The sequence below is a fragment of the Sphingomonas aestuarii genome (genome assembly GCF_054457155.1).
The window spans coordinates 211,795-237,138 of record NZ_JBTKVV010000005.1 but is presented as its reverse complement, the minus strand read 5'-3'; the positions used below and the strand labels follow the sequence as shown (position 1 = coordinate 237,138).

General features: G+C 64.2%; 30 protein-coding genes, 1 tRNA gene and 1 riboswitch. Of the genes, 20 read left to right on the top strand and 11 right to left on the bottom strand.

The genetic code is table 11. The annotated features are described in order from the left end of the window. Positions 1-1,213 (bottom strand): UbiH/UbiF/VisC/COQ6 family ubiquinone biosynthesis hydroxylase (locus ACX0GZ_RS11900; protein ID WP_458816679.1); only part of this gene is annotated, 1,213 nt, incomplete at its 3' end. A 300-nt stretch (positions 1,214-1,513) separates the two neighbouring features. Here ACX0GZ_RS11900 and ACX0GZ_RS11895 point away from each other — a divergent pair. Next, positions 1,514-3,829: a DNA translocase FtsK gene (locus ACX0GZ_RS11895; RefSeq protein WP_458816677.1), complete on the top strand. Its 2,316-nt coding sequence runs from the start codon at positions 1,514-1,516 to the stop codon at positions 3,827-3,829. A 67-nt stretch (positions 3,830-3,896) separates the two neighbouring features. Here the strand turns inward: ACX0GZ_RS11895 and ACX0GZ_RS11890 are convergent, their stop codons facing one another. Continuing rightward, positions 3,897-4,823, bottom strand: coding sequence for an ABC transporter ATP-binding protein (locus ACX0GZ_RS11890; protein ID WP_458816675.1), 927 nt, complete (start codon positions 4,821-4,823; stop codon positions 3,897-3,899). A 247-nt stretch (positions 4,824-5,070) separates the two neighbouring features. Between ACX0GZ_RS11890 and ACX0GZ_RS11885 the strand changes: the two genes are divergently transcribed. After that, complete coding sequence (locus ACX0GZ_RS11885; protein ID WP_458816673.1) at positions 5,071-5,304, top strand: zinc-finger domain-containing protein; 234 nt, start codon at positions 5,071-5,073, stop codon at positions 5,302-5,304. 226 nt (positions 5,305-5,530) lie between these two features. Continuing rightward, on the top strand, positions 5,531-6,958 hold the full coding sequence (tldD, locus tag ACX0GZ_RS11880; protein WP_458816671.1) for a metalloprotease TldD: 1,428 nt from the start codon (positions 5,531-5,533) through the stop codon (positions 6,956-6,958). Between the two features lie 129 nt (positions 6,959-7,087). Here the strand turns inward: tldD and ACX0GZ_RS11875 are convergent, their stop codons facing one another. Together ACX0GZ_RS11875 and ACX0GZ_RS11870 are read right to left on the bottom strand one after the other, a co-directional pair. Further along, the gene (locus ACX0GZ_RS11875; protein WP_458816669.1) at positions 7,088-7,384 is read right to left on the bottom strand and encodes a CcdB family protein; all 297 of its coding nucleotides are present in this window, start codon (positions 7,382-7,384) and stop codon (positions 7,088-7,090) included. Positions 7,385-7,387: 3 nt separating this feature from the next. After that, entirely contained in the window at positions 7,388-7,633 is a 246-nt protein-coding gene (locus ACX0GZ_RS11870) for a type II toxin-antitoxin system CcdA family antitoxin (protein ID WP_458816667.1), read from the bottom strand. Positions 7,634-7,684: 51 nt separating this feature from the next. On the opposite strand from ACX0GZ_RS11870, the gene ACX0GZ_RS11865 reads away from it, so the two are divergent. From ACX0GZ_RS11865 to ACX0GZ_RS11855, 3 genes are all read left to right on the top strand, one after another. After that, positions 7,685-7,900, top strand: a complete 216-nt coding sequence (locus ACX0GZ_RS11865; protein WP_458816665.1) for a putative signal transducing protein — start codon at positions 7,685-7,687, stop codon at positions 7,898-7,900. 144 nt (positions 7,901-8,044) lie between these two features. Further along, on the top strand, positions 8,045-8,383 hold the full coding sequence (locus ACX0GZ_RS11860; protein WP_458816663.1) for a P-II family nitrogen regulator: 339 nt from the start codon (positions 8,045-8,047) through the stop codon (positions 8,381-8,383). Between the two features lie 11 nt (positions 8,384-8,394). Further along, the gene (locus ACX0GZ_RS11855; RefSeq protein ID WP_458816661.1) at positions 8,395-9,768 is read left to right on the top strand and encodes an ammonium transporter; all 1,374 of its coding nucleotides are present in this window, start codon (positions 8,395-8,397) and stop codon (positions 9,766-9,768) included. A gap of 161 nt (positions 9,769-9,929) precedes the next feature. Here ACX0GZ_RS11855 and ACX0GZ_RS11850 read toward each other — a convergent pair whose 3' ends face one another. After that, positions 9,930-10,853 carry a peptidylprolyl isomerase gene (locus ACX0GZ_RS11850; RefSeq protein WP_458816659.1) on the bottom strand — a complete coding sequence of 308 codons (924 nt, stop codon included), beginning with the start codon at positions 10,851-10,853 and terminating at the stop codon, positions 9,930-9,932. Between the two features lie 108 nt (positions 10,854-10,961). Between ACX0GZ_RS11850 and ACX0GZ_RS11845 the strand changes: the two genes are divergently transcribed. The 11 genes from ACX0GZ_RS11845 to ACX0GZ_RS11795 all read left to right on the top strand — a co-directional run bounded on the left by ACX0GZ_RS11845 (position 10,962) and on the right by ACX0GZ_RS11795 (position 19,162). After that, a tRNA-Ser gene (locus ACX0GZ_RS11845) sits at positions 10,962-11,052 on the top strand. 77 nt (positions 11,053-11,129) lie between these two features. Next, complete coding sequence (locus ACX0GZ_RS11840) at positions 11,130-11,462, top strand: ArsR/SmtB family transcription factor (RefSeq protein ID WP_458816657.1); 333 nt, start codon at positions 11,130-11,132, stop codon at positions 11,460-11,462. Between the two features lie 10 nt (positions 11,463-11,472). Further along, complete coding sequence (locus ACX0GZ_RS11835) at positions 11,473-11,994, top strand: arsenate reductase ArsC (RefSeq protein WP_458816655.1); 522 nt, start codon at positions 11,473-11,475, stop codon at positions 11,992-11,994. Then, positions 11,991-13,058, top strand: coding sequence for an ACR3 family arsenite efflux transporter (arsB, locus tag ACX0GZ_RS11830; protein WP_458816653.1), 1,068 nt, complete (start codon positions 11,991-11,993; stop codon positions 13,056-13,058). Before ACX0GZ_RS11835 ends, arsB begins: the two co-directional genes overlap by 4 nt. Continuing rightward, positions 13,058-13,765 carry an arsenical resistance protein ArsH gene (gene arsH / locus ACX0GZ_RS11825; protein ID WP_458816651.1) on the top strand — a complete coding sequence of 236 codons (708 nt, stop codon included), beginning with the start codon at positions 13,058-13,060 and terminating at the stop codon, positions 13,763-13,765. The genes arsB and arsH overlap by 1 nt, the downstream gene beginning before the upstream one ends. Before the next feature lie 160 nt (positions 13,766-13,925). Next, entirely contained in the window at positions 13,926-14,747 is an 822-nt protein-coding gene (locus tag ACX0GZ_RS11820) for a sterol desaturase family protein (protein ID WP_458816649.1), read from the top strand. Further along, positions 14,713-15,099, top strand: coding sequence for a DUF2141 domain-containing protein (locus tag ACX0GZ_RS11815; protein WP_458816647.1), 387 nt, complete (start codon positions 14,713-14,715; stop codon positions 15,097-15,099). The genes ACX0GZ_RS11820 and ACX0GZ_RS11815 overlap by 35 nt, the downstream gene beginning before the upstream one ends. Beyond that, complete coding sequence (locus ACX0GZ_RS11810; protein WP_458816645.1) at positions 15,096-15,419, top strand: hypothetical protein; 324 nt, start codon at positions 15,096-15,098, stop codon at positions 15,417-15,419. The genes ACX0GZ_RS11815 and ACX0GZ_RS11810 overlap by 4 nt, the downstream gene beginning before the upstream one ends. A 4-nt stretch (positions 15,420-15,423) precedes the next feature. Beyond that, positions 15,424-15,531: riboswitch (TPP riboswitch) on the top strand. Positions 15,532-15,565: 34 nt separating this feature from the next. Beyond that, positions 15,566-17,506 carry a phosphomethylpyrimidine synthase ThiC gene (gene thiC / locus ACX0GZ_RS11805; protein WP_458816643.1) on the top strand — a complete coding sequence of 647 codons (1,941 nt, stop codon included), beginning with the start codon at positions 15,566-15,568 and terminating at the stop codon, positions 17,504-17,506. 85 nt (positions 17,507-17,591) lie between these two features. Then, positions 17,592-18,548 carry a hypothetical protein gene (locus ACX0GZ_RS11800; RefSeq protein WP_458816641.1) on the top strand — a complete coding sequence of 319 codons (957 nt, stop codon included), beginning with the start codon at positions 17,592-17,594 and terminating at the stop codon, positions 18,546-18,548. A 266-nt stretch (positions 18,549-18,814) separates the two neighbouring features. Continuing rightward, complete coding sequence (locus tag ACX0GZ_RS11795; RefSeq protein ID WP_458816639.1) at positions 18,815-19,162, top strand: hypothetical protein; 348 nt, start codon at positions 18,815-18,817, stop codon at positions 19,160-19,162. Here the strand turns inward: ACX0GZ_RS11795 and ACX0GZ_RS11790 are convergent. Both ACX0GZ_RS11790 and ACX0GZ_RS11785 read right to left on the bottom strand, forming a co-directional pair. Next, positions 19,139-19,405, bottom strand: coding sequence for a Txe/YoeB family addiction module toxin (locus tag ACX0GZ_RS11790; protein ID WP_458816637.1), 267 nt, complete (start codon positions 19,403-19,405; stop codon positions 19,139-19,141). The two genes, ACX0GZ_RS11795 and ACX0GZ_RS11790, sit on opposite strands and share 24 nt — an antisense overlap. Continuing rightward, a complete protein-coding gene (locus tag ACX0GZ_RS11785) occupies positions 19,402-19,656 on the bottom strand; it encodes a type II toxin-antitoxin system Phd/YefM family antitoxin (protein ID WP_458816635.1) in 255 nt (84 codons plus the stop codon). Before ACX0GZ_RS11785 ends, ACX0GZ_RS11790 begins: the two co-directional genes overlap by 4 nt. Positions 19,657-19,690: 34 nt before the next feature. Here ACX0GZ_RS11785 and ACX0GZ_RS11780 point away from each other — a divergent pair, with 34 nt between their 5' ends. Beyond that, the gene (locus ACX0GZ_RS11780) at positions 19,691-20,437 is read left to right on the top strand and encodes an SOS response-associated peptidase family protein (RefSeq protein ID WP_458816633.1); all 747 of its coding nucleotides are present in this window, start codon (positions 19,691-19,693) and stop codon (positions 20,435-20,437) included. A gap of 37 nt (positions 20,438-20,474) precedes the next feature. Here the strand turns inward: ACX0GZ_RS11780 and ACX0GZ_RS11775 are convergent, their stop codons facing one another. Continuing rightward, entirely contained in the window at positions 20,475-20,747 is a 273-nt protein-coding gene (locus ACX0GZ_RS11775) for a DUF3253 domain-containing protein (RefSeq protein WP_458816631.1), read from the bottom strand. A gap of 99 nt (positions 20,748-20,846) precedes the next feature. Here ACX0GZ_RS11775 and ACX0GZ_RS11770 point away from each other — a divergent pair, with 99 nt between their 5' ends. Both ACX0GZ_RS11770 and ribA read left to right on the top strand, forming a co-directional pair. Then, positions 20,847-21,644: an exodeoxyribonuclease III gene (locus ACX0GZ_RS11770; protein WP_458816629.1), complete on the top strand. Its 798-nt coding sequence runs from the start codon at positions 20,847-20,849 to the stop codon at positions 21,642-21,644. Continuing rightward, complete coding sequence (gene ribA / locus ACX0GZ_RS11765; RefSeq protein WP_458816627.1) at positions 21,641-22,702, top strand: GTP cyclohydrolase II; 1,062 nt, start codon at positions 21,641-21,643, stop codon at positions 22,700-22,702. The genes ACX0GZ_RS11770 and ribA overlap by 4 nt, the downstream gene beginning before the upstream one ends. Positions 22,703-22,705: 3 nt before the next feature. On the opposite strand, the gene ACX0GZ_RS11760 is transcribed toward ribA, so the two are convergent. The 3 genes from ACX0GZ_RS11760 to ACX0GZ_RS11750 are packed head-to-tail and all read right to left on the bottom strand — an operon-like array spanning position 22,706 to position 25,332. Then, entirely contained in the window at positions 22,706-23,995 is a 1,290-nt protein-coding gene (locus tag ACX0GZ_RS11760; protein WP_458816625.1) for an Hsp70 family protein, read from the bottom strand. A gap of 3 nt (positions 23,996-23,998) precedes the next feature. Beyond that, complete coding sequence (locus ACX0GZ_RS11755; RefSeq protein ID WP_458816623.1) at positions 23,999-24,664, bottom strand: HAD family hydrolase; 666 nt, start codon at positions 24,662-24,664, stop codon at positions 23,999-24,001. Then, complete coding sequence (locus ACX0GZ_RS11750) at positions 24,661-25,332, bottom strand: YggS family pyridoxal phosphate-dependent enzyme (protein ID WP_458816621.1); 672 nt, start codon at positions 25,330-25,332, stop codon at positions 24,661-24,663. The genes ACX0GZ_RS11755 and ACX0GZ_RS11750 overlap by 4 nt, the downstream gene beginning before the upstream one ends. Positions 25,333-25,344 lie beyond the last annotated feature (12 nt).

The following is a 25,344-nucleotide window of genomic DNA, read 5'->3' as shown; positions in this document are numbered from 1 at the left end:
CCGTCACCCCCTGAAGCAGTTTCGGCAAATCGCCAGACTCGCCGCGCGCTTCGGCCATGAACCGATTTTTCAGCGGCGGCACCGCATTGACCGCGGAAATCCCGAACCGCCGAACCGCGCTGGCGGTCTTGCCGGGAATGCCGAACAGGCGCGTCAGCAAGTCGGTCGATGCCGCGACCATGAACGTATCCAGCCCGCGCCAGCGTTCGTACCGCGCCAAAACTTGCGCATCGCCCAGATCGAGCCCCAGCCGTTTGCCCTCGACCAGCACCTCGACCAGGGTCGCGACGTCGCGATAACCCAGATTGACGCCCTGCCCCGCGATGGGATGGATACCATGCGCCGCATCGCCGACCAGCGCGAGCCGCTCGCCGATGACCTTCGCCGCGTGGTGGAATCCCAACGGATAGCTCGACCGCTGCGTGACGGGGCCGAGCTTGCCCAGAAACCCGCCCATCCGCTTTTCCGCCTCGGCCAGCCAGCCGCGATTGCCCAGCTTGAGCAGACCGGGCGCGTCCTTGGCGTCGACCGTCCACACGATCGCCGACCGGTGGCCGTTGTCGTCGTCCAACAGCGGCAGGATTGCGAACGGCCCCGCCGGATAGAAGATTTCGAACGCCGTATTCTCGTGCGGGTGTTCGTGGTTCAGCGTCGCGATCATCGCGACATGATCGTATTGCCAGCGCGCGACGTTGATCCCGGCGGCCTCACGCATCGGTGAGCGACGCCCTTCGGCAGCGATCACCAGCGGCGCATGCACGGTTTCGCCGGATGAGAGGGTGACCGATACGCCGCCGACGTTGCGCTCGGTCTTCACCGGCAGCGTCTGCATCCGAAGGTCGACCAATGGTGCCGCGGTTGTTGCCTCGAACAAGGCGGTGCGTAACCGGCGATTCTCGTACATCACGCCCAGCGCGCCATCATCGGCATCGGGTTCGAAATCGAGCGCGCCAGGCTCCAGCCCGTCGCTCACCCGGATCGCTCGAATCGGGCAGCCATGCCCGGCCAGCCGATCGCCCACGCCGATGGCGTCGAACATCCGGTGGCTGGCGCTCGCCACCGCCGACGCACGTCCGTCGAACCCCGCGCCCTGCACCACCGCCGGATCGGCGGGATCGACGATGATCGACGACAGGCCATGCGCGTCGAGTGCCACGCCCAGCGCGCTCCCGACCAAACCGCCGCCAAGGATGATGACATCTGCGCGTTCCATGAACCCGGACTTAGAGGGCGCTCGCACGATGCACAATCAACTCCTCGTCACCCCGGACTTGTTCCGGGGTCCACTACGCCGCTTGCGCGACGCTAGACCCTCTTGCGATGGTGATCGCCGCACGGTGGACCCCGGCACTCCGGCCGGGGTGACGGAGCGCTCATGGCGCACCGGAACCCTCCACCCACCGCAACCAACCTTGACGCCAGCGCCTTGCCAAGCCAAGATTCCCCTTATGTTTCGAGCCCGGGGCGCTCGAATTTCGGCAACCCGTGAAACGAAGCAATAAGGGGGCGGACGATGGCCAGCCGGGCAAGTCCCAGTCTGTGGCGCGATACGATGAAGGCAGGTGCGATCCGATCGACCGCGATGGCGGGCGCGATCGCGCTGTTCTTCGTCACCATCGCCACGGCCATCGCGATGCTCAGCTACCGCAGCGGCGATCCGTCCTTCAACACGGCGGCCGCCGGCCCGACCCAGAACTGGCTGGGCGCGCCGGGCGCGTATCTGTCCGATCTGATGTTCGCGCTTTTCGGCGTGGCGGCAATCTTCATCCTGCCGCTGGGGCTCAAAATCGCGCTGCGGCTATGGCGGGACATCCCGGTTGGGTCCTGGGCGCGCATGCTGCGCCAGGTGCTGATCGGCGTGGTGCTGATGGGCGCGGCACTGGCCTTCGTCGCGCCCGGCGCAGTACTCAAACTGCCTGCGGGCTGGGGCGGCATGGCCGGGCTCGCCATTTCGGGTGCGATTCAGCTCGCCATCGGTCTGATCGGCAACGAAGTCGCAGAGGTTTGGACCGCGCGCGGGCTCGCGCTGCTGCTCGGACTGACCGGCATCATCGTCTGGGCACGCGGTATGGCGATCGATTGGCGCGAGGCGCGCATCGCGCTTCCCAAGCTCCCGAAGATCGAACGCACGCCCGCCGCCGACGTGCCGCCCTTCGAAGTGGAGGACGATTTCGCCGACACGCCGCGCGCTGCCCCCGCCCCGCGCAAGATCGCCGAACCCTCGAACAAGCCCGCGCCGGTTATCGCCGACCGCGCGCTCGCCCCCGCCACCGCCAAGCCCAAGGCGGCGACCCAGACCTCGTTCGACCTGCGCGACAATTTCAAGCTGCCGTCGCTCGATCTTCTCAAACCCGCCCCCGCCAATTCGGCCAACCCGATCGACAAGGCGGCGCTGGAGCGCAACGCCCGTTTGCTCGAATCGGTGCTCGACGATTTCAACGTCAAAGGCTCGATCGTCGAGGTCCGCCCCGGCCCCGTCGTCACCATGTACGAACTCGAACCCGCGCCGGGGATCAAGGCCAGCCGCGTCATCGCGCTGTCCGACGATATCGCCCGCAACATGTCGGCGATCTCGGCGCGCGTCGCGACGATTCAGGGCCGCAACGTCATCGGCATCGAATTGCCCAATGCGCGGCGCGAGCCCGTCTCCTTGCACGAACTGATCGGCAGCCAGAGCTTCGCCGACCAGAACGCCCAGCTTCCCATCGTGCTCGGCAAGAACATCGCGGGCGATCCGGTCATCGCCGACCTCGCGCCGATGCCGCATCTGCTGGTCGCGGGCACCACCGGCTCGGGCAAGTCGGTCGGGCTCAATTCGATGATCGTGTCGCTGCTCTACCGGCTGACCCCCGACCAGTGCCGCATGATCATGATCGATCCCAAGATGCTGGAATTGTCCATCTATCGCGGCATCCCGCATCTGCTCGCCGATGTCGTGACCGATCCGCCCAAGGCGGTGCGCGCGCTCAAATGGGCGGTCGAGCAGATGGAGGACCGTTACCGGATGATGGCGTCGGTCAACGTCCGATCCTTGGGCGGTTTCAACGACAAGGTGCGCGCGGCCAAGGCAAAGGGCCAGAAACTGGGCCGCAAGGTCCAGGTCGGCTATGACGAAAACGGTCGCCCGATCCATGAGGAAGAGACGCTCGACCTCGAACCGTTGCCCCAGATCGTGGTGGTGGTCGACGAACTCGCCGACCTGATGATGACCGCGGGCAAGGAAGTCGAATTCCTGATCCAGCGTTTGGCGCAAAAGGCGCGCGCGGCGGGCATTCACCTGATCATGGCGACCCAACGCCCGTCGGTCGATGTTATTACCGGCGTCATCAAGGCGAATTTGCCGACCCGCATCAGCTTCCACGTCACCTCGAAGATCGACAGCCGCACGATCCTCGGCGAACAGGGCGCCGAACAGCTGCTCGGCAAGGGCGACATGCTCTACATGCCGCAGGGCAAGATGATCAGCCGCGTCCACGGCCCCTTCGTCAGCGACGAGGAGGTCCAGGCCGTCGCCGACCATTGGCGCGCGCAAGGCGAGCCCGATTATGTCGATGCCGTCACCACCGAGCCGGAGGAAGGCGCAGGCTTCAGCCTCGACGGCGCACCCTCGGGCGAAGACAGCCCGGAGGACCAGCAATTCCGCCAGGCGATCCAATATGTCGCGTCGAGCCAAAAGGCCTCCACCTCCTGGCTTCAGCGCCAGATGCGCATCGGCTACAACTCCGCCGCCCGTCTGATCGAACGGATGGAACGCGAGGGGCTGGTGTCGGCCCCGGATCATGTCGGTCGTCGCGAAGTGCTGATGGACGAAGACGGGCGGCCGGGGTGATCGCGGTTCGTGGCGCTTCCGCCGCCACCCGTCCAAATCCATTCCGTCACCCCGGACGGACCAATATCTAAGCCGCGACCGGTGCCCGCGTCAGGTTCAGGAACACGTCTTCCAGATCGGCCTCGCGCGTGGATACATCGACGATGCCGAACCCGGCGGCCTGCACCGCGGCCAGCACTTCGCCGGCATTCACCTGATCCTTTTGATAGGTGATGGCCAGCGTCCGGTCGCCTTTCAGTTCGATCTTCTGGAAACAGCGATTGTCGGGCGGGGTTGCGACGTCGCGGTCGACCGTCACCTCGACCAGCTTTTCCTGCGCCATGCCGATCAGCGCGCGAGTCGGCTCGTTGGCGATCAGGCGACCGTGATTGATGATCGCCACGCGGTCGCACAGTTGCTCGGCTTCCTCGAGATAATGGGTGGTCAGAACCACCGTCACGCCCTGATCGTTGAGCGCGCGGACATAGGCCCAGAGCTGCTGGCGAAGCTCGATATCGACGCCTGCGGTCGGTTCGTCGAGCACCAGCACGGGGGGCGAATGGACCATCGCCTTGGCCACCATCAACCGCCGCTTCATGCCCCCCGACAGCGTCCGCGAATAGGCATTGGCCTTGTCCGCCAGATGCATCGCCGACAGCAATTCCATCGTCCGTCGCTTCGCCTTTGGGACGCCGTACAGCCCGGCCTGAATTTCCAATGTCTCGGCGGGGGTGAAGAACGGGTCGAACAGGATTTCCTGGTTGACGATCCCGATCGACGCCTTGGCATTGCGCGGATGCGCGTCGATGTCGAAACCCCAGATGCTGGCGCGCCCCGCGCTCTTGTTCACCAGCCCGGCCAGAATGTTGATCAGCGTCGATTTGCCCGCGCCGTTCGGCCCCAGCAGCCCGAAAATGCTGCCGCGCGCAACGTCGAACGTTACGTCGCTGAGCGCCTGTTTTCCGCCCGCATAGGTCTTCGACAGACCGTTTATCTCGATTGCCGCCTGTGTCATGGCGATGTCGATAGTCTCCAAGTCACCCCACGACAACGACATCTGCGCGACCCTGCCCAAGCCCGTTCGTTTCAAGCGAAGTCGAGAAACGTGAATTTGGTGCCATCGGTCGCGTTTCTCGACTTCCGCCCTTGCCGGAAGTTTATCCTGAGCGCCCGCCCTGCGGGCAGTCGAAGGGCTCGAAACGAACGGTGAAAGGGTGATCGAACGATTGTCGGGGGAAATCGCTTTTGCTATCGGCGCACTCATGATCGCACCGCCAGAGACCACCCGTGTCACCACCCGCCGCGTTTCGTGCGACGGCGCCAGCGACATTCCCGGCGGCGCGGCGCTCGGCCATCCGCGCGTATTCCTCGAAATCGACGAGCATGGCTATGTCGATTGCGGCTATTGCGACCGGCGCTTCGTGCTGATCGGCGGGCCTGCCGATGGGGTGGATCAGGGCGTGCTCCCCGACATCGCGTCCGGTGCGAGTCTGTAAGCGGGTTCCAGAAAACATCTGCTCGCACAAAGGCGCCAAGGCGCGAACAAGTCGTGTTTCGCTGCGACAGCAGCGCTTCATCAACCTACGATCGCCCGGTGCGCTGATTTCGCAAGAAGGCCGCTACGCGGCCAAAAAAGCGAAACCGCTTCGCGCCTTTGCGCGAGAAAATCCTTCTTTCTTCTCCCGCAGGTGAAACCCGCGCCATCGCCCCTATATCGACGCGATGACCATCCCCGCCGACCCCCGCACCTTCCTCTACGGCAGCACACTCGACCCCGATACTGCGCTGAAACTGACCGCCGACGCGCTGTCGCGCGCCGATGACGGCGAACTCTACCTCCAATATCGCAAGACCGAGGCGTTCGGCTTCGACGACGGCGTCCTCAAGACCGCCTCCTACTCGACCGATTCCGGCTTCGGCCTGCGTGGCGTATCGGGGGAAACCACTGCCTTCGCCCATGCCAGCGAGCTATCCGCCGACGCGATCCGCCGTGCCGCGCAGACGATGACGCTGATCGACCCCAGCGAGCGCGCCCGCGCCGCCCCGCCGCGCGGCAACAACCGCCACCTCTACACCGCCGCCGACCCGATCGAACTGATGCCGTTTGCCGACAAGGTCGCGCTGTGCCAGGCGATCGACGCCGCCGCCCGCGCCCGCGATCCGCGCGTGGCACAGGTGTCCGTGTCGCTGCTCGGATCGTGGAGCGTGGTCGAGATCGTCCGCGCCGACGGGTTCGTCGCCACCGACATCCGCCCGCTCACGCGCCTCAACGTCTCCATCGTCGTGGAATCGAACGGTCGCCGCGAAACCGGCAGCGTCGGCATCGGCGGACGCGATCTTTACGCGCCCATCGTCACGCCTGATGCCTGGAACCGCGCGATCGACGAGGCGCTCGCCCAGGCGCTCGTCAACCTCGAGGCTGTCGACGCGCCCGCGGGAGAGATGCCCGTGCTGCTCGGCCCCGGCTGGCCCGGCATCCTGCTGCACGAAGCGATCGGCCACGGGCTGGAGGGCGATTTCAACCGCAAGGGCACTTCCGCCTTTTCCGGCAAGGTCGGCCAGCGCGTCGCCGCGCCCGGCGTCACCGTCGTCGACGACGGATCGATCCACGGGCGACGCGGATCGCTGTCGATCGACGACGAAGGCACGCCGACCCAGGAGAATGTGCTGATCGAGGACGGCATCCTCAAAGGCTATATCCACGACCGGCTGAACGCCCGGCTGATGGGCGTCGAGCCCACCGGCAACGGCAGGCGCGAAAGCTTCGCCCACGCGCCGATGCCGCGGATGACCAACACCTTCATGCGCGGCGGAAACGACGACCCCGCCGAACTGCTGAGCCGCGTCAAGAAGGGAATCTTCGCCAAATCCTTCGGCGGCGGTCAGGTCGATATCGTATCGGGCAAATTCGTTTTCAGTTGCACCGAGGCGTACCGGATCGAAAACGGCAAGCTCGGCGCTCCGATCAAGGGCGCGACGCTGATCGGCGACGGCCCGACTTCGCTGACGCACGTTCAGGGCATCGGCAACGATTTCGCACTCGACCCCGGCATCGGCATGTGCGGCAAGGGCGGTCAGAGCGTCCCTGCAGGCGTCGGCCAGCCGACCTTGCTGATCGGCGGGCTGACCGTGGGGGGGACCGCGACATAACCCGTAGATTGCGACGAATGCGCTACCCCCCACCCCGTTCGTGCTGAGCTTGTCGAAGCACTGTCCTTTCTTCGTGCCAAGAAGGACAGCATTTCGACAAGCTCGATGCGAGAGGGGTGGGGCGAGTGTTCAAAACCCGCTGATCAACACATCCAACGCAGCCGATATATGCCACTCCTGCTCGACAACCGATCCGATCCGCACCCCGAGTTGGTTCACCGGGATCGCCGCTGCGAAATGCGTCAGCATCAGCATCTCGTCCCCATGCACGTTCAACACGGGATTGAGCCACCGATCAACCTGGACCGCATCGTCTGGAAATGCCATCGGCACGACGAACCGCGTGTTGAGATGGTCGAGCAGGTCACTCTGGCAATCGAGCAGAACGGTGCCGTCCTTCGATCGATACAGGTCGAATTTCGCCACGGGTCAGAACAACCGATATTTTTCTAACGGCAGGCCGTGCGTCTCGACCCAAGCGTTGTTCGCCTCGATCGCTGCGCGATTCTCCTCCTTCCACAACCGGTCGCGTTCCTTCTTCGCGGCGTCGCGGATGGCCGCCTCGCTCACCTGCGACAGGTTGATGCCCGCCTCCCGTGCCGCGGCAACCACACCAGTGTCGATCGACAGGTTGACGGCTTTGCGCTTGCCCGAGGCGATAGGATCATGCTTCATGCGCAAAGAATATGCGCATTCCCCATGCGCGTCAATCGAAGGAAGATGCGCATGGCGCTCGTCGAAATCAGCCGGTTTGACATGTTCGAAGCGTATATCGTCGCCGGTCGGCTGGAGGCAGCGGGCATCCCTGCCGTGTGTTTCGACACCGGCGCGAGCATCGCCGACGGCTCCGCGTTGCTGATCCCGGTGCGCGTCATGGTCGATGACGAGGATGAGAGCGACGCCCGCGAGCTTCTCTCGACGCCTGACACCGACCCTGCCTAAAGTTCGGGCAGAGTTTCGCATCTGCACAAATTTCTGACTGCTCGCGACATTTGATTTCGTCAACCGCCTTGAAAATGCGTCGTTTCGACTCTGGCACAACCTTTGCTGCACTGCCCTTGGGAAAAACCAGAACAAGGGGGCGGCATGAAACTGGTCATCGCCATCATCAAGCCATTCAAGCTCGATGACGTGCGCGAGGCACTGACGGACGTCGGGGTCGCGGGCATGACGGTCAGCGAAGTAAAGGGGTTCGGGCGGCAAAAGGGCCAGACCGAAATCTATCGCGGGGCCGAATACAGCACCAACATGGTGCCCAAGATCAAACTCGAGATCGTCTGCGCCACCGACCTTTGCGACCGCGTCGTGGAGGCGATCCAGTCGTCGGCCAACACCGGCGCGATCGGCGACGGCAAGATTTTCGTTCTCGATGTCGGTCAGGCGGTGCGCATCCGCACCGGCGAAACCGATCAGACCGCGCTGTGATGGGGGTCCATATGAACATGCTTAAAAAAGCCGGGATGACCGGCGCGGCGCTGACGGCGTCGATACTTGCCGCCCTGCCCGCCTGGGCGCAGGACGCCGCGCTTCAGGCACCCGAAGCCGCTGCCGAAGTCGTCGCCACCGTCAACAAGGGCGACACCGCCTGGATGATGACCGCAACCGTGCTGGTGATGGCGATGATCGTCCCGGGCCTCGCGCTCTTCTACGGCGGGCTTGTGCGCACCAAGAACATGCTGTCGGTGCTGACTCAGGTCATCGCGGTCGCCGCACTCGCGATGATCCTGTGGGTCACGTACGGCTATGGCCTGGCATTCGGCGGCGACGCCAACCAGTTCATCTCCGCGGGCAAGTTCTTCCTCGCCGGCGTCACCCAGGATTCGACCGCCGTCACCTTCTCCGAAGGCGTCGAAATCCCCGAATTCGTGTTCATCGCGTTCCAGATGACCTTTTCGGCGATCACCGTCGCGCTGGTCGTCGGTGGGCTGGTTGAGCGGATGAAGTTTTCCGCGCTGATGGTGTTCGCGCTGATCTGGCTGACCATCGTCTATTACCCGATCGCGCACATGGTCTGGTACGAAGGCGGAGACGAGGCGACGACTGGCCTGATCTTCGGCTGGGGCGCGCTCGATTTCGCGGGCGGCACCGTCGTTCACATCAATGCGGGCGTCTCGGCGCTGGTCGGTGCGCTGATCCTCGGCCAGCGGCTGGGCTACAAGAAGGACGTGATGGCGCCGCATTCGATGACGATGACGCTCATCGGCACCGGGCTGCTCTGGGTCGGCTGGTTCGGCTTCAACGCGGGTTCGGCGCTCGAGGCGAACGGCTCGGCAGGCCTCGCGCTCATCAACACGTTCGTCGCGACGGCAGCGGGCGTCCTGTTCTGGATGCTGACCGAGCGGATGCTCGGGCATAAGGGCTCGCTGCTAGGAGCCTGTTCGGGGGCGATCGCGGGGTTGGTCGCGGTCACTCCGGCGGCAGGCAATTCGGGGCCGTTCGGCGCGATCCTGCTCGGCGCGATCTCGGCGATCGTTTGTGCGTGGTTCGTGGTCTCGATCAAACCCAAGCTCAACTTCGACGAATCGCTCGACGTATTCGGCATTCACGCGCTGGGCGGCATCGTCGGCTCGATCGGCACCGCGTTCACCATGCTGCCCGCACTGGGTGGCCCAGGCGGCGACGATTATGCCCTGGGCAGCCAGCTTTACATCCAGGTCATTTCGGTTCTCGTCGCGATTCTCTGGGCAGGCGTCGGCTCGGCCATCGCCTTCGGAGCGGCCAAGGCGCTGACCGGCGGACGTGTCAGCGAAGAGGTCGAGCGCGAAGGCCTCGACCTCGGCGAACATGGCGAACGCGCCTACAATTATTGACGACTTTGGGGAGGGTGGACCGCATCCACCCTCCCCAAACAGAGGTTCCTCCTGCGGACGACTGGGCCGGTGAGCGATCACCGGCCCATTTTTTGTGCCTTGCCCGTTTGCCACCCCACCCCGCCACTCCGGAACCAGTTAGGAGCGACGGATGGAAGCAACTAAGGCGTCCGCCGCACCGGCGGCATCGCGTTGCAGATGTCCGCCCCGCCCAGTTGCACCGTAAAGAAAGGCGGCTCGCGATTCTCCCGCATCTTCACCCACGCGCCAAAGCGCGGATTGTCGGTCGCGCGATATTGAAACCTCGGCCGCTCGCCGACTGGCAGATCGCTCGCCAGCCGAACCGTATCGATCCGCACATATTGCGCAGGGTCGTCATAGATGCCCAGCGCCTGCATCCCGCGCGGCAACACCGTCAGATGCTCGATCCCGTCGACGATCCGCCCGGCCAGCGCGATGTTGCGGTCCAGATGCCGCGGCCCATGCCCGATCACGGTGTAGAGGTCGCTGCCCGAACCCGTGCTCGGCGCCAGATCGCGCGCGACGCCGACCATGCCATAGCAATGCGGCATCCATGAACGCGTCCCATCGCCGACCAGCGGCCAGCCGTCGGCGCTATAGCCAGACCGCGCCGCATAGGGGTCGCGCCGCGACAGCACCGTCACCCCGTCCCAGCCTTCCCAGTCATATTCGGGTGGCGGATTGGCGACGACGCCCGGCTGCGGCTTCTTCTCGGTCGGATCGCCCCATTGCACGACATAATTGTCCTGCACCCGGTACACGCTCTCGCCGTCCCACCAGCGCGCGGCGGCCAGCTTGCGGATATTGTCGACATGGACCGGCGCGTAGCGGGGCGCGAGCCGGATGACGATCCGCCGGTCGCCCGATAACGTCATCACCAGAAGTTCGTCCGCCGGGATCTCGCGCCAATCCTCCGCCGCCGCATCCCAGGGATTGGCGGCGGCGGGCGGCGTGGCGGGCGCGGCGACTGGCGCAGGTGCTGCTTGCGGAACGGCCTGCGGCTGGGATGGCGGCGCAGGCTGGGACTGGACGAGCGCAAGGAGCGCAAACAGGCTGGTCAACATGGGGGCAAGTGTTGGCACGAGCCCCCACCCGCATGCAATCACCCTTGCGCTTGCGCACCCCCGCCGCCTCGCCTAGGGGAACGCCCTGTCCAGGCATTAAAACCCTGCGGAGCGGTGGCCGAGTGGTCGAAGGCGCTCGCCTGGAAAGTGAGTATACGGCAAAACCGTATCGAGGGTTCGAATCCCTCCCGCTCCGCCAATCCACCTTGCCCTCGCAAACAACCGCCCGAGCACAAGCGCTGGACATCGATTCCATATATCCATAAAGCTGGATATATGGAATCGAACACAGCCATCGAAGCGCTCTCGGCACTTGCCCAGCCCACCCGGCTCGATGCGTTTCGGCTGCTGGTGCGCCACGAACCCGACGGCTTGCCCGCGGGGGCCATCGCCGAGCGGCTGCAAACCCCGCAAAACACGATGTCGTCGCACCTTGCGATTCTGACGCGCTGCGGTCTGATCCGGGGCGAGCGCAACGGCCGCTCGATCGTCTATCGCGCCGATCTCGACGCGTTCCGCGCGCTCACATTGTTCCTCGTCAAGGATTGCTGCGCCGGTTCGCCCGAACTGTGCGCGCCGCTGATCGCCGAACTCGCTCCCTGCTGCTGAAAGGTGCCCGATGGCCGACCGTCCCTATAACGTCCTGTTCCTGTGCACCGGCAACTCGGCGCGCTCGATCCTTGCCGAAGCATTGCTCAACCGCGAAGGCGGCGACCGCTTCCGCGCCTATTCCGCAGGCAGTTTCCCGAAGGGCGACGTCCATCCGATGTCGCTCGACCTGCTCGCCTCGCTCGGCTTCGACACCGACGGCCTGCGCTCCAAGAGCTGGGACGAATTTGCCCAGCCCGGCGCACCGGAGATCGATTTCATCTTTACCGTCTGCGACGACGCGAACGGAGAGGTCTGCCCGGTCTGGCCCGGCCATCCGATGACCGCGCATTGGGGCATCGAAGACCCCGCCGCCGTGACCGGCCCCGGCCAGCGCGACGCGTTCGTCAAGGCAATGACCTATCTACGGCAGCGCATTTCGCTGTTCCTCGCGCTTCCGATCGAGTCGATCGACAAGCTCGCGCTGCGCCAGAAGCTGCGCGAGATCGGGCGCGTCGATGGCGCAACGGCCACGGCAACCGAACAAGCATGACCGTCGCCGCCAAGCCCGAAAAGCTCTCCTTCCTCGATCGCTGGCTGACGCTGTGGATCTTCGCGGCGATGGGTGTGGGGGTCTTGCTCGGCACCGTCTTTACCGGCCTGCCCGCCGCGCTCGATTCGCTCAGCGTCGGCAGCACCAACATCCCGATCGCCATCGGGTTGATCCTGATGATGTATCCGCCCCTCGCGCGCGTCCGTTACAGCGAATTGCCGCGCGTGTTCGACGATCGCCGCGTGCTGATGTTGTCGCTGGTTCAGAACTGGCTGATCGGCCCGGTGCTGATGTTCGCGCTCGCCGTCATCTTCCTGCGCGATTACCCCGAATACATGACCGGCGTGATCCTGATCGGGCTGGCGCGGTGCATCGCGATGGTGCTGGTCTGGAACCAGCTGGCGCGTGGCGACAATCAATATGTCGCCGGGCTGGTCGCGTTCAACTCGGTGTTCCAGATCGCGTTCTTCAGCCTCTATGCCTGGTTTTTCCTCGGCGTTCTGCCGCCGCTGCTCGGGCTGGAAGGCAGCGTGATCGACGTCGATTTCTGGACCATCGCGAGCGCGGTGCTGATCTATCTCGGCATTCCGTTTCTCGCCGGTTACCTCACCCGCCGCATCCTCGTCGCCCGCCGGGGAGAGGATTGGTATGAGCGCAAATTCCTACCCCGCATCGGTCCCGTCACGCTGGCCGCCTTGCTGTTCACCATCGTCGCGATGTTTTCATTGAAAGGCGGCGACGTGGTCCGCCTGCCGTTCGACGCGATCCGCATCGCGATCCCGCTGACGATCTATTTCGTGGTGATGTTCCTCGTCAGCTTCTGGATGGGCAAGCGCATCGCGGGCGATTATCCGCGCACCACCGCCATCGCCTTCACCGCGTCGGGCAATAATTTCGAACTGGCGATCGCCGTCGCCATCGCCGCTTTCGGCCTCGCCTCCCCCGTCGCCTTCGCCGCGGTCATCGGCCCGCTGGTCGAGGTGCCGGTGCTGATCCTGCTCGTCCATGTCGCGCTGCGCCTCGGGCGACGCTGGTTCCCCGACGCAAAGGAGGTTCGCCTCTGATGCCCGTCCGCCCCCTTCCCGATCCCGGCCATCTCCCCGCGCTGTCGCCCGAACATGCCCACCAGCGCCCTGCCGCCGGGATCGGCGATGACCAGCCCCCTCCGCGCATCCTGCTCCTCTACGGCAGCCTGCGCGAACGTTCCTATTCGCGGCTCTGCGTTGAGGAGGCGGCACGGCTGCTCGAATATTTCGGCGCGGAAACCCGCATCTTCGACCCCCGCGACCTGCCGCTTCCCGACGCGATCGCGGGCGACGACCATCCGGCGGTCCACGAACTGCGCGACTTGTCGCTCTGGTCCGAAGGCCAAGTCTGGTGCAGCCCCGAACGCCACGGCCAGATTACCGGCATCATGAAAACGCAGATCGACCACCTTCCCTTGAGCATGGGCGGCGTCCGCCCGACCCAGGGCCGCACGCTGGCTGTCATGCAGGTTTCCGCGGGCTCGCAATCCTTCAACAGCGTCAACAGCCTGCGGTTGCTGGGCCGGTGGATGCGGATGTTCACCATCCCCAACCAGTCGAGCGTCGCCAAGGCCTATCAGGAATTCGACGAGGCGGGACGGATGCGCCCCTCCGACTATTACGACCGCATCGTCGACGTGATGGAGGAACTGGTGCGTTTCACCGTCCTGCTTCGCCCGCACGCCGAGCCGTTGGTCGATCGCTATTCCGAACGAAAGCAGGCGGCGCGCGCCATCACGCTCTGACCTGCCGTATCGGCCCCACCTCTCCCGGTCGTTTCGAGCGAAGTCGAGAAACATGACCCCAGCGCCAAAACCGCGTTTCTCGACTTTGATCGAAACCAACGGCCCTGGTTCCTCACGCGATCCCCTACCGCTAGCCCGCAAAACCGCCTAAACACGCCCCATGTCCGCCGCCCTCGCCATCGCCCTGTCCGCTTTCGCGATGACCCTGATCGTGGGTGTGCGCTATCTCATCGCATCGGGCGGCTTCGCCTGGGCCACGCGGCTCAAACATCCCGGTCTCTACACCGGCCTCGACGTGCAGATGCGCAAGGAAATCGGCTGGAGCCTCGCTTCCGCCGCGATCTACGGCATTCCCGCCGGGATCGTCGCCTGGGGCTGGCAGAATCACGGGTGGACCGCGATCTACACCGAAATCTCGACATACCCGCTCTGGTACGTGCCCGTGTCCGTGCTCGCCTATCTCTTCGCGCACGACACCTGGTTCTACTGGACCCACCGCTGGATGCATCGGCCCCGTCCGTTCCGCATGGCCCATGCCGTCCACCATGCCAGCCGCCCGCCGACCGCCTGGGCGGCGATGGCGTTTCACCCGATCGAGGCGCTGACCGGGGCTGTGGTAATTCCGCTACTGGTGTTCGTCATTCCCATCCATGTCGCCGCCCTCGGCTTTGTGCTGGCGGTAATGACGGTTATGGGGGTGACCAATCACATGGGGTGGGAGGTTTTTCCCCGGTTCATGTGGAAGGGGCCATTGGGGAACTGGCTGATCACCGCCAGCCATCATCAGCGGCACCATGAACGGTACGGATGTAACTATGGCCTCTATTTCCGCTTCTGGGACCGCGTCTGCGGCACCGACGATGGCCTCGGCGATTTCGATGCTGCTCGCCGTCGGGCCGACCGAGCGGCTGCTGCGCAGGCTGGGCGCGGCCCTCATCATCGTGGCGATGCTGCCCGGAGCGAGCCCCACCGCGCGGCTTGACGTCGATGTCGCTGGGCTAAGGTCGGCCAAGGGGCTGATCCAGGTCTGCCTGACCGCCGATCCCGACAATTTCCCCAATTGCGTCGACGACGCCCGCGCCTCGACCAAGACGGTGCCCGCGCGCCAGCACGCCATGGCGTTCGAGGGGCTCCCCCCCGGCCGTTATGCGCTTGCCGTGATCCACGACGAAAACGGCAACGCGAAACTCGACACCTTCGCCGGCATCCCGCGCGAAGGATTCGGATTTTCGCAAAACCCCGCGATCCGCTTCGGCCCGCCCAAATTCAGCGCCGCCCGGTTTGAGATCACCGGCCCCACCCGCCAGCAAGTCCGCATGAAATACATGCTGTGAGCGCACGCGCGGGCGGCCATCCGGTCACCCCCGACGGTCGCTATTTCGTCGTGCGCGGGCGTTTGTGGCGGATGAGCAATCCCGCCTTGTCCGAAGAGTCCCGCGAGCAGCTGGTCCGCGACCTCATGGCCGCCCGCCGCGCCGTCCGCGAAAAGGAACCCGACGCCCGCGCTCGCGTCGATGCCGCCAAACGGCGCTTGGGCGAACGCGGCCCGGTGTGGTGGGACGACGGCGCCAAGGACTGGAACCGCCACCTCGCCAAGAACACCCCCTATGCCGACTGGTACGCCGCGCTCGACAGCACCGACAACGACGCCTAGAACACTCCCATCCCCGGGGGACCGCGCATGAGCGGTTGAGAGTTGGCTGATGCCAAGACCCGCTGAACCTGATCCGGCTGACACCGGCGTAGGGAGGGAGCGGTCCAAATCCCACGGCCCGTTTCCTCCGAATGGAGTGGAACATCATGGCTGACATCCCCGCACGCACCGAACTCAAGGTAACGACAGGCCCGATCCGCGGCAGCCGCAAGGTCCATGTCGGCAAATACAATGTCGCGATGCGCGAAATCGACCTCGAACCCTCTTCGGGCGAGCCGCCCTTGCGTGTCTACGACACCAGCGGCCCCTACAGCGATCCCAATGCCCGCATCGACATCATGGCGGGCCTCCTCGAACTGCGCCGCGACTGGATTCGCGACCGCGGCGATGTCGAGGAAGTCGCCCAGCGCGAGACGAAGCCCGAAGATAACGGCCAGCTCGGCCCCGACCGTTCGGGCGGCGTCCAGCCCTTCCCCAATGTCCGCAAACGCGTGCTGCGCGCCAAACCCGGCATGAACGTCAGCCAGATGCACTATGCCCGCCAAGGCATCATCACGCCCGAGATGGAATATGTCGCCACCCGCGAAAATCTCGGCCGCCAGCGGCTCGCCGAATATGTCCGCGACGGCGAAAGCTTCGGCGCCGCCATCCCCGATTTCGTCACGCCTGAGTTCGTGCGCGACGAAGTTGCCCGCGGCCGCGCGATCATCCCCAACAACATCAACCACCCCGAATCCGAACCGATGGCGATCGGCCGCAATTTCCTGGTCAAGATCAACGCCAATATCGGCAACAGCGCGGTTGCATCGGACGTCGCGGCAGAGGTCGACAAGATGGTCTGGTCGATCCGCTGGGGCGCGGACACCGTCATGGACCTCTCCACCGGCCGCAACATCCACGACACCCGCGAATGGATCCTGCGCAACTCACCCGTCCCGATCGGCACCGTCCCCATTTATCAGGCGCTGGAAAAGGTCGGCGGCATTGCCGAGGAACTGACCTGGGAAATCTTCCGCGACACGCTCATCGAACAGGCCGAACAGGGCGTGGATTACTTCACCATCCATGCCGGCGTCCGCCTGCCCTATATCCCGATGACGGCAAAGCGCGTGACCGGCATCGTGTCGCGCGGCGGCTCGATCATGGCGAAATGGTGCCTCAGCCATCACAAGGAATCGTTCCTCTATGAACATTTCGACGACATCACCGAAATCTGCAAAGCCTATGACATCGCCTACAGCCTGGGCGATGGTCTCCGCCCCGGCAGCATCGCCGACGCAAACGACGAAGCGCAATTCGCCGAACTCTACACGCTGGGCGAACTGACCAAGCGCGCCTGGGAACAGGATGTTCAGGTGATGATCGAAGGCCCCGGCCATGTGCCGATGCACAAGATCAAGGAGAATATGGACAAGCAGCTTGAGGCGTGCGGCGAAGCCCCCTTCTACACGCTCGGGCCGCTCACCACCGACATCGCGCCGGGCTACGACCACATCACCAGCGGCATCGGTGCGGCGATGATCGGCTGGTACGGCACCGCGATGCTTTGCTACGTCACGCCCAAGGAGCATTTGGGCCTGCCAGACCGCGACGATGTGAAGGTCGGCGTGGTGACCTACAAGCTTGCCGCCCACGCCGCCGATCTCGCCAAGGGGCATCCCGCCGCCCAGATGCGCGACAACGCGCTAAGCCGCGCCCGCTTCGACTTCCGCTGGCGCGACCAGTTCAACCTGTCGCTCGACCCCGACACCGCCGAGCAATATCACGACCAGACGCTGCCAGCCGAAGGCGCCAAGACCGCGCACTTCTGCTCGATGTGCGGCCCCAAATTCTGCTCGATGAAGATCACCCAAGAAGTCCGCGACTTCGCCGCCAAGCAGAACCAGAGCGCCGACAGCTTCCTGGCGGCAAATCCTCCCCGGCACGGGGAGGGGGGCCATTCGGCTTTGCCGAATGGTGGAGGGGGCTCACCACAAGCCCCAACCACCGTTGAGGAAGCGGAAGCGGGGATGGCGGCGATGAGCGAAGTGTTCAAGGAAACGGGAAGCGAACTGTATATGGGCGCTGGGGACCGGGAGCGGGATTAGGTAAATATAATTGATTTTCTCGTCATTTCGCGATCAGTAGCAACTGTATAAGCTCAAAATTGTTTGTGATCGGGAATTTTGTGTGATGAAAAATCCCTCTTTGCCGAATTTGTTTGATAAAAAGTTGTTCGAAATTGAACACGCTTTAGATATATTTGCGTATAGTTACGTTCATTTTCCAGCAAAGGAACTATACAATCCAGAATTGACCAAGCTACATGGAGAAATAATTAAAAAATGCCATGTATATTTAATTGGCTATGTGCCAATTGTCCGACTGGAGAGTGCTGATCAAGTCGATGGGTCATTGGTTACAAATTTTCTTGTTGGCGGTTTGTCACAACAGCTTAAATGGAAACTTCCACCAAGGGCAAGTTTGAGGCGTGATGGTGAAGAGTTTTGGGTTGAAGATGATCGCGGTAATCGTACTTTCCCTGGGGTAGAGGCTTCGATCTTTCGACTAAATTCCGAAAACCCAATTCTTTTTGATGTCCAGTATATCGGACAGGCATATGGAGAGGATGGTTCTAGAAATGCGCTTGATAGATTGACTAAACACGAGACGCTTCAGCGCATCGCCCTCACCGCACCCCCCGAGAATCAGAGACTTGAAGTTGTTTTAATCGAAGTCCAGCCAAACACTCGAATGATGACAATATTCAATCCGTGGGCGGCAGAGCGGGATAAGGATGGCTCCCGCATGGACGCGGCCTTAGATAGCCTGTTCAATACGACGGAGGCGCAGCAAGTATCTCTTTACGAGGCGGCGTTAATTCGGTATTTTCAGCCTAAATATAATAAGACATTTAAAAATAGCTTTCCTTCAACGAACTTAAAGATACTGCAGCAGTGCTACGACAAGGACATGGCTGGGGTTATAGCAGAGTTCTGCTTTGATGAGTTACCATTCTATTTAAGGTCAGATTCAGTTAAAGAGCGCCATTATCATATTGCTGCATTCAATATTCATGGCAGAGAAGAACGCGATGTGTTTTTCGGAATTAAATCCGGCATAATTAATCCAATTGTCAATGACGGCTGATACCGAGCTATTCATTAGTGGCCACTCGAAGTTTATTTTGCGTCCGTGATATTGACGTTTCGTCGCCGGGAGCATCTGCTCTATCCCACTCCGGGTTGCCCAACACGCCAGTTGATGCTCCTGATTGATCCGCCTCCACCGCGAGCCTGATGAATTGCGACCCAGCGCCTTAAGCTTTCCGGTACTTTTGAATGGGTGCCCCGGCATTCCTGGATCAACCTGTTCAGCTTATCCAGCATCCGGGCATCATACTTCTTCCAATGGCGATGATCTTCCCACGCCGTCGCCCAGAACGCGACCTCGCCGCCCTTCAATCACCCGCCGAACCCCGCTACCCTCCCGCCATGTGCAACGAAGCCTATCGCCGCAGCCAGATCGCCAAGCTGATCCGCGACTTCGGCGAAACCCGCGTCGCGCTCGACTTTCCTGAGGGCGTGCCCAATTTCGCGCCCCTCGATTCGATCCGCATCACCGACCGGCTGGAAATCGTCCGCACCCGCGCCGACCGCTCCGACAGCGCCCCCGCCGATCCCGCCGATCCCGCCGCGCCGCTGACTGCCGAAATGAGTTTCGGGGGCCTTATCCGCAATTCAATAATGATACCGACAGCTTAGCACCTCCAGCGCTTGTGCCCCGCCACTGCCGCTGACCCGATACACCAGCCGATGCTCGCTATTGATCCGGCGTGACCACCATCCGCTCAAATTCTGCTTCAATGGTTCCGGCTTACCCATCCCGCGAAACGGATCGCGCAGGCACTCGCCAATCAGCGCATTGATCCGCGCCACTACTTTGGCGTCCTCGGCTTGCCATGCGACATATTCGAGCCAGGCGTCGCGATCCCATACCAGCTTCACGGACGTACCAGCTCGTGCTCCTCGCCCTCACCGGCATCCAGGCGCGCGATCCCGTCCATCAGCCGCTTCGCGTTGGCGGGCGACCGCAGCAGGTATAGCGTCTCTTCGATCGACGCCCATTCGCTTGCGGAAATCAACACTGCCCCCTCACCACGCTGGCGCGTGATGGCCAAGGGCGCGCGGTCTGCGACCACCTTGTCGATCATCGACTTCAGATTTTCGCGGGCTTCGGAATAGCTGACGGTTTGCATGCAGCCAATGTGGACAACGACTTGTCCAATGTCAATGCGGCGTTCTTTCATCGCCGTGTCGATCCAGGGCATCCTTCAATCACGCACCCAACCCCGCTACCCTCCCGCCATGTGCAACGAAGCCTATCGCCGCACTCAGATCGCAAAGCTCATCCGCGACTTTAGCGAAACCCGCATAGCGCTCGACTTTCCCGAAGGCGTGCCCAATTTCGCGCCCCTCGATTCGATCCGCATCACCGACCGGCTGGAAATCGTCCGCACCCGCGCCGACCGATCCGACAGCGCCCCCGCCGATCCCGCCGCGCCGCTGACCGCCGAAATGGTCACGCGCCGCTGGAGCTGGCCCGCGCCCGCACGCGGCGGGGGCGGCGGGCGGCCCGTCTATAATTTCCGCTCCGATGGCCGCACCCTGACCAACAGTGCCACTGGCGGCCGCTGTCTGATCCCCGTCGATGGCTTTTTCGAATTCACCGATCCCCCCGCCCCTGCAGCGGACGCGCCCAAACCGGCGAAGAAGCCGCTCAAATCCAAATGGGCCTTCACGCTTGCGGGCCATGACTGGTTCTGCATCGCCGGGGTGTGGAAAGCGGACGCGACCGTGGGGGAGGCATGGGCGATGCTCACCTGCCCGCCCGGCCCCGACATCGCCCCCTACCATGATCGCCAGGTCGTCGTCCTGACCCCGCCCGATTATGCCCGCTGGCTCGACGGGTCGGCCCCCGCGTCCGAACTCTGCCGCCCGCTCCCCGCCGGATCGCTCACCGTCGAACAGGTCCGCTGACCCCTGGGCGGCGACGCGCTCGCCGCGTTCATCCCGCTCAGCCGTCCTCGTCCCGATTCCCGACACGCCCGATCCGGTACGGCCCACCCCGCGCCGCCATCGCAGCGCCTTTCCAGCTCAACCGCACCGCCCCCGCAGCGACCAGTCCATCGACCGCCGAATGGACCTCCCCCATCCGCGCGCGCCAGTCGCCGTCTTCCCCCGCCAGCGCCCGCGCGACTTCGCTGGGGCATAAAGTCGCGTCCGGCCGCCGCGCCGCTAGCATCTCCGCGATCATCGCCCCGATCTGCCGATCCTCACGCACGCTCATCGCTCGTCCCTTACCTGCACGTCCGCCTCGGCACTGGCGCCTCGACACTGGCGCCTCGCCACTGGCGCTTCCCCGCGCGTCTGGCTACATCGCCGGGCGATGAGCGAGAAGATCAGCATTGCGTCGTGGAACATCAATTCGGTGCGGTTCCGCATGGACATCGTCCAGCAATTCCTGCGCGAAGCCGCCCCCGACGTCCTGTGCCTTCAGGAAACAAAGGTCATCAACGGCGATTTCCCGCACGCGCCGCTTCGCGCGCTCGGCTATGAACACATCGCCATCCATGGCCAGAAAATGCATCACGGCGTCGCCATTCTCAGCCGCATTCCCTTTACCGAGGACGATCGGCTCGACTGGCAGGCCAATGGCGAAGCCCGCCATATCGGCGTCCGCCTCGCCAATGGCCTCCGCCTCGAGAACGTCTATGTCCCCGCGGGCGGCGACATTCCCGACCGCGAGGCGAACCCCAAATTCGGGCAGAAGCTCGATTTTCTGGAGCGCATGACCCGCTGGTCCGAAGGATTGGGCGACCTGCCCGTCATCCTCACCGGCGATTTCAACATCGCACCGCTCGAAAGCGACGTGTGGAGCCACAAGCAACTGCTCGACGTCGTTAGCCATACGCCCGTGGAGGTCGAGGCACTGGCGCAGTTGCAGGCCGCCAACGACTGGGTCGATCTCGGCCGCAAGTTCGTCCCCGCGCCCGAACGGCTCTACACCTGGTGGAGCTACCGCGCGAAGGATTGGGCCGCGTCCGACCGCGGCCGGCGGCTCGACCATATGTGGGCCTCACGCTCGGTCGCGGACAAGGCGGTGGCGCACCGCGTGTACGAGCCGTGCCGCAGCTGGCTCAAACCCTCCGACCACATCCCGATCCTGACCGAGTTCGTCCTGTGAGCGACCCGCGCGCCGTCGCCCGCGCCATCGACGCCGCCCGCCGCGGCTGGCCGATCGCAATCGCGGGCTCCAACGGCGTGCTCGAACTGCTAGCAATCGAAACCGCCGACACGAATCGGCTCGCAGCCTTCGATTCCACCGGCGAAGCGTTCATACTGCTGTCGGCCGGGCGCGCTACCACCCTCAAACTCGCCAACCAGCGCGACGCAGCCGATCCGGTCGCCCCCGTCGCCATCCAGCGCACACCCTGGCTCGATTTCGACGCCGCGACCGCGCTCGCCGATCCGCAGTTCGACCTGGCGACCCCGCTCAAGGGACCATTTCGCAGCGTACCGCTGACGGCACAGGAAGCCGCGCGCGCCGCGCTCGACCTGGCGCGGATCGCGGGCCTCCTTCCCGCCTGGTTCGCGCGGGTCCGCCTTGACACCAGCGACGCGATCACCCCCGCCGACATCGCCGCGCACGAGGATTCGGGCCGCCTCGAAATCGCGGCCCGCGCCCGCTTGCCCGTAGCGGGTGCCGAGGATGCAGAGATCGTCGCCTTCCGCACCCCCGACGCCGCCGGCGAGCACATCGCGTTGCTCATCGGCCAGCCGACAGGCGCGCCACCGCTCGTTCGCCTGCACAGCGAATGTCTGACCGGCGACGTGCTGGGCAGCCTGAAATGCGATTGCGGGCCGCAACTCCACGCCGCGATCCGCAAGATTGCGGCGAGCGGCTGGGGCATCCTCCTCTATCTGCGACAGGAAGGACGCGGGATCGGCCTCGTCAACAAGCTGCGCGCCTATGCGCTTCAGGATCAGGGGTTCGACACGGTGGACGCCAACACCCGGCTGGGCTTCGCGATCGACGCCCGCGATTTCGGGGTGGCCGCACGGATGCTGAAACTACTTGGGCAGGACCGGGTGCGGCTGCTGACCAACAATCCCGAAAAGGTCTACGGGCTGGAGCGTGCGGGCGTTACTGTGATCCAACGCGTGCCCCATCACCTGCCGCCCAATCCACACAACGAACATTATCTGGCGACCAAGCGCGACCGCACCGGGCATCAGCTGTAGCCGCTATGCCGCCCATTCGGTCAGGTCGTCCTGCTCGCCGATCAGCGCGAGGCCGTGGGCGATCGACGTCAGTTCATTGCCGCCAGCGATCCGTTCGCTCCCAAACCGCGCCTCGAAAATCCGGCGGATACGCGGGATCAGCGACGATCCGCCGGTCAGGAACACCCGATCGATGCCCGCAGCCTCAACCCCAGACCGTTCGAGCGCGCGGTCGACCGCCGCTTCGATGCGGACGATGTCGGACGCAATCCAGCGTTCGAAATCGGCGCGGGTCAGCGGGGCTTCGATGCTCAACCCCGCGCCGCTGAACGCGAACCTAGTCTCCTCTGCCGACGATAGCGCCCGCTTGGCCTGGCCCACCGCATCGTAAAGGCGAAACCCCAGTTCCTGCTCGATCACCGCGATCATCCGGGCGATGGAGTCGGGGTCGATCGCTGCGCGGCGCAATTTGTCGAGTTCGCCCAGCGTCCGTCGGTTGCGCATCAGCGCCAGCCGCGACCAGTCGCCGAAGTCGGCGAAATAGCCGCCGGGGATCTCCAGGATCTTGTCGAACGACCGATATTCCCCGCCTTTGCCCAAGAGCGGCAGCACGAGGTGGTCGACGATGCGGTAGTCGAACCGGTCGCCCGCGATGCCGACCCCCGCATGGCCCAGCGGGACGCAGCGCTTGGCCGCCCCCGGCGCCGCGATCCGCACGACGGAAAAATCGCTGGTCCCGCCGCCGAAATCGGCGACCAGGATCGTCGCTGCCGCGTCCAGACTCGACGCATAGCTGAACGCCGCGCCCAACGGTTCGAAGACATAATGCGCCTCAACCCCCAACCCGGCGAACATCGCATCATAGCGTTCGCGCGCCAGCGCTTCGTCGGGCGCATGACCGGCATATTCGACCGGACGGCCGACCACGATCCGCGATACGCCATCGAATGCGCCGCCTGCCCGATCGCGCATCTTGTCGAGCAACAATCGACCCAGTTCCTCGAACCGATACCGCCGCTGAAAGACGCTGGCATGTTCGAAACTGGCCGAGGCGGCGACCGATTTGAACGACTGGATGAACCGGCTGCCTTCGGGATATTCGAGATATTCGGCGATGGCCCACGGCCCGGCTTCCGACGCGATCCCGCCGCGCACGCCCTCATCCTCCCAGAAGCACAGCGCCGATCGGAACACCGCCTCGCGTCCCGCAGGCGATTCGAGCAGCACCATGTCCGACGTCCCGCCCGACGCCAGCGCGGCGACCGAATTGGTGGTCCCGAAATCGAGACCCAGCGATCGCGAAACCTCGGTCATCGGTTACAGCGACAGCAGCCGCGCGACCTCATCGAAATCATGCGCGATCGCCTGCACACCCAGATCGCGCAGCCGCCGGTCGTGCCCCGCCAGGCAATGCGATCCCGCGCACAGCCCGATGACATATGCGCCCGACGCGACCGCGCCCTTGGCGCCAACCGGTGAATCCTCGATCACTGCCAGCCGTTCGATCGGCACGCCGATGCGGTCGGCGGCGTAGAGATAGAGGTCCGGCGCGGGCTTGCCATGTTCGACATGTTCATGACCCGAATAGAGATGATCGCCGAACCAGTCGCGTAGCCCCAGATGACGCAGATGCGCGTCGATCCAATGGGTGCGGCTGGACGAGACGATCGCGCGCGGCAGCACGTCGGGCAGCGATTGGACGAAGGCGACGGCGCCCGCGACGCTGGGCAATCCTTCGGCGACCACGCGCGCATCTTCCGCGGCGCGCGCCTCGGCAAAGCCATCGGGCAGAGGGCCACCGATCCAGCGTTCGATCGCACCGGTGAACGCGCTGCCCGAGAGGCCCATGAAATGGTGCATCGATTCTTCGGGCGTGGTCGGATGGCCGTTATCGGTCAGCCACGCGGCGATTTGCGCGTTCCCGGCATATTCGCTTTCCAGCAGAACGCCGTCGAAATCGAAGAGGATGCCATCGAACCTCATGCCGTGCGCGCGCCGAACAGTGCGGAGCCGATGCGTACATGCGTCGCGCCGATCGTCACCGCGCTTTCGAAATCGTCGGACATGCCCATGCTGAGGCCGAGCAAACCGTGATCGCGCGCGAGCTTGGACAAGAGCGCGAAATAGGGCGCGGGTTCGACCGATACGGGTGGCAGGCACATCAGCCCGGCGACCGGCAAATCGGCAGCGCGCGCTTCGGTCAGCAAAGCGGGCAAGTCGGCGACCGCGCAGCCGCCCTTCTGGTCCTCATCGCCGATATTGACCTGAATGAAGCAGGCTGGGCGCCTGTCCGCCTTATCCATTGCCTTGGCGAGCGCCGCGACGAGCGAGGGGCGATCGACCGAGTGGATCGCGTCGAACAATGCGACGGCCTCGTCCGCCTTGTTCGATTGGAGCTGGCCGATCAGGTGGAGCAAGATTCTGGGTGTCGCTTCGCGCAAGCGCGGCCATTTGTCGGCAGCTTCTTGCACGCGATTCTCGCCGAACACGCGCTGGCCGGCGTCGATCAGCGGCTGGATGCGATCGGCGGAATGAGTCTTCGACACCGCGATCAGCGTGACATCCTCGCCCTTGCGCCGGGCAATGCGCGCGGCGGCGGCGATGCGATCTTGTATGGCGGTCAGGGCGGCGGTGGGGTCGTGCGGTTGCATGGGGCGCGCTAT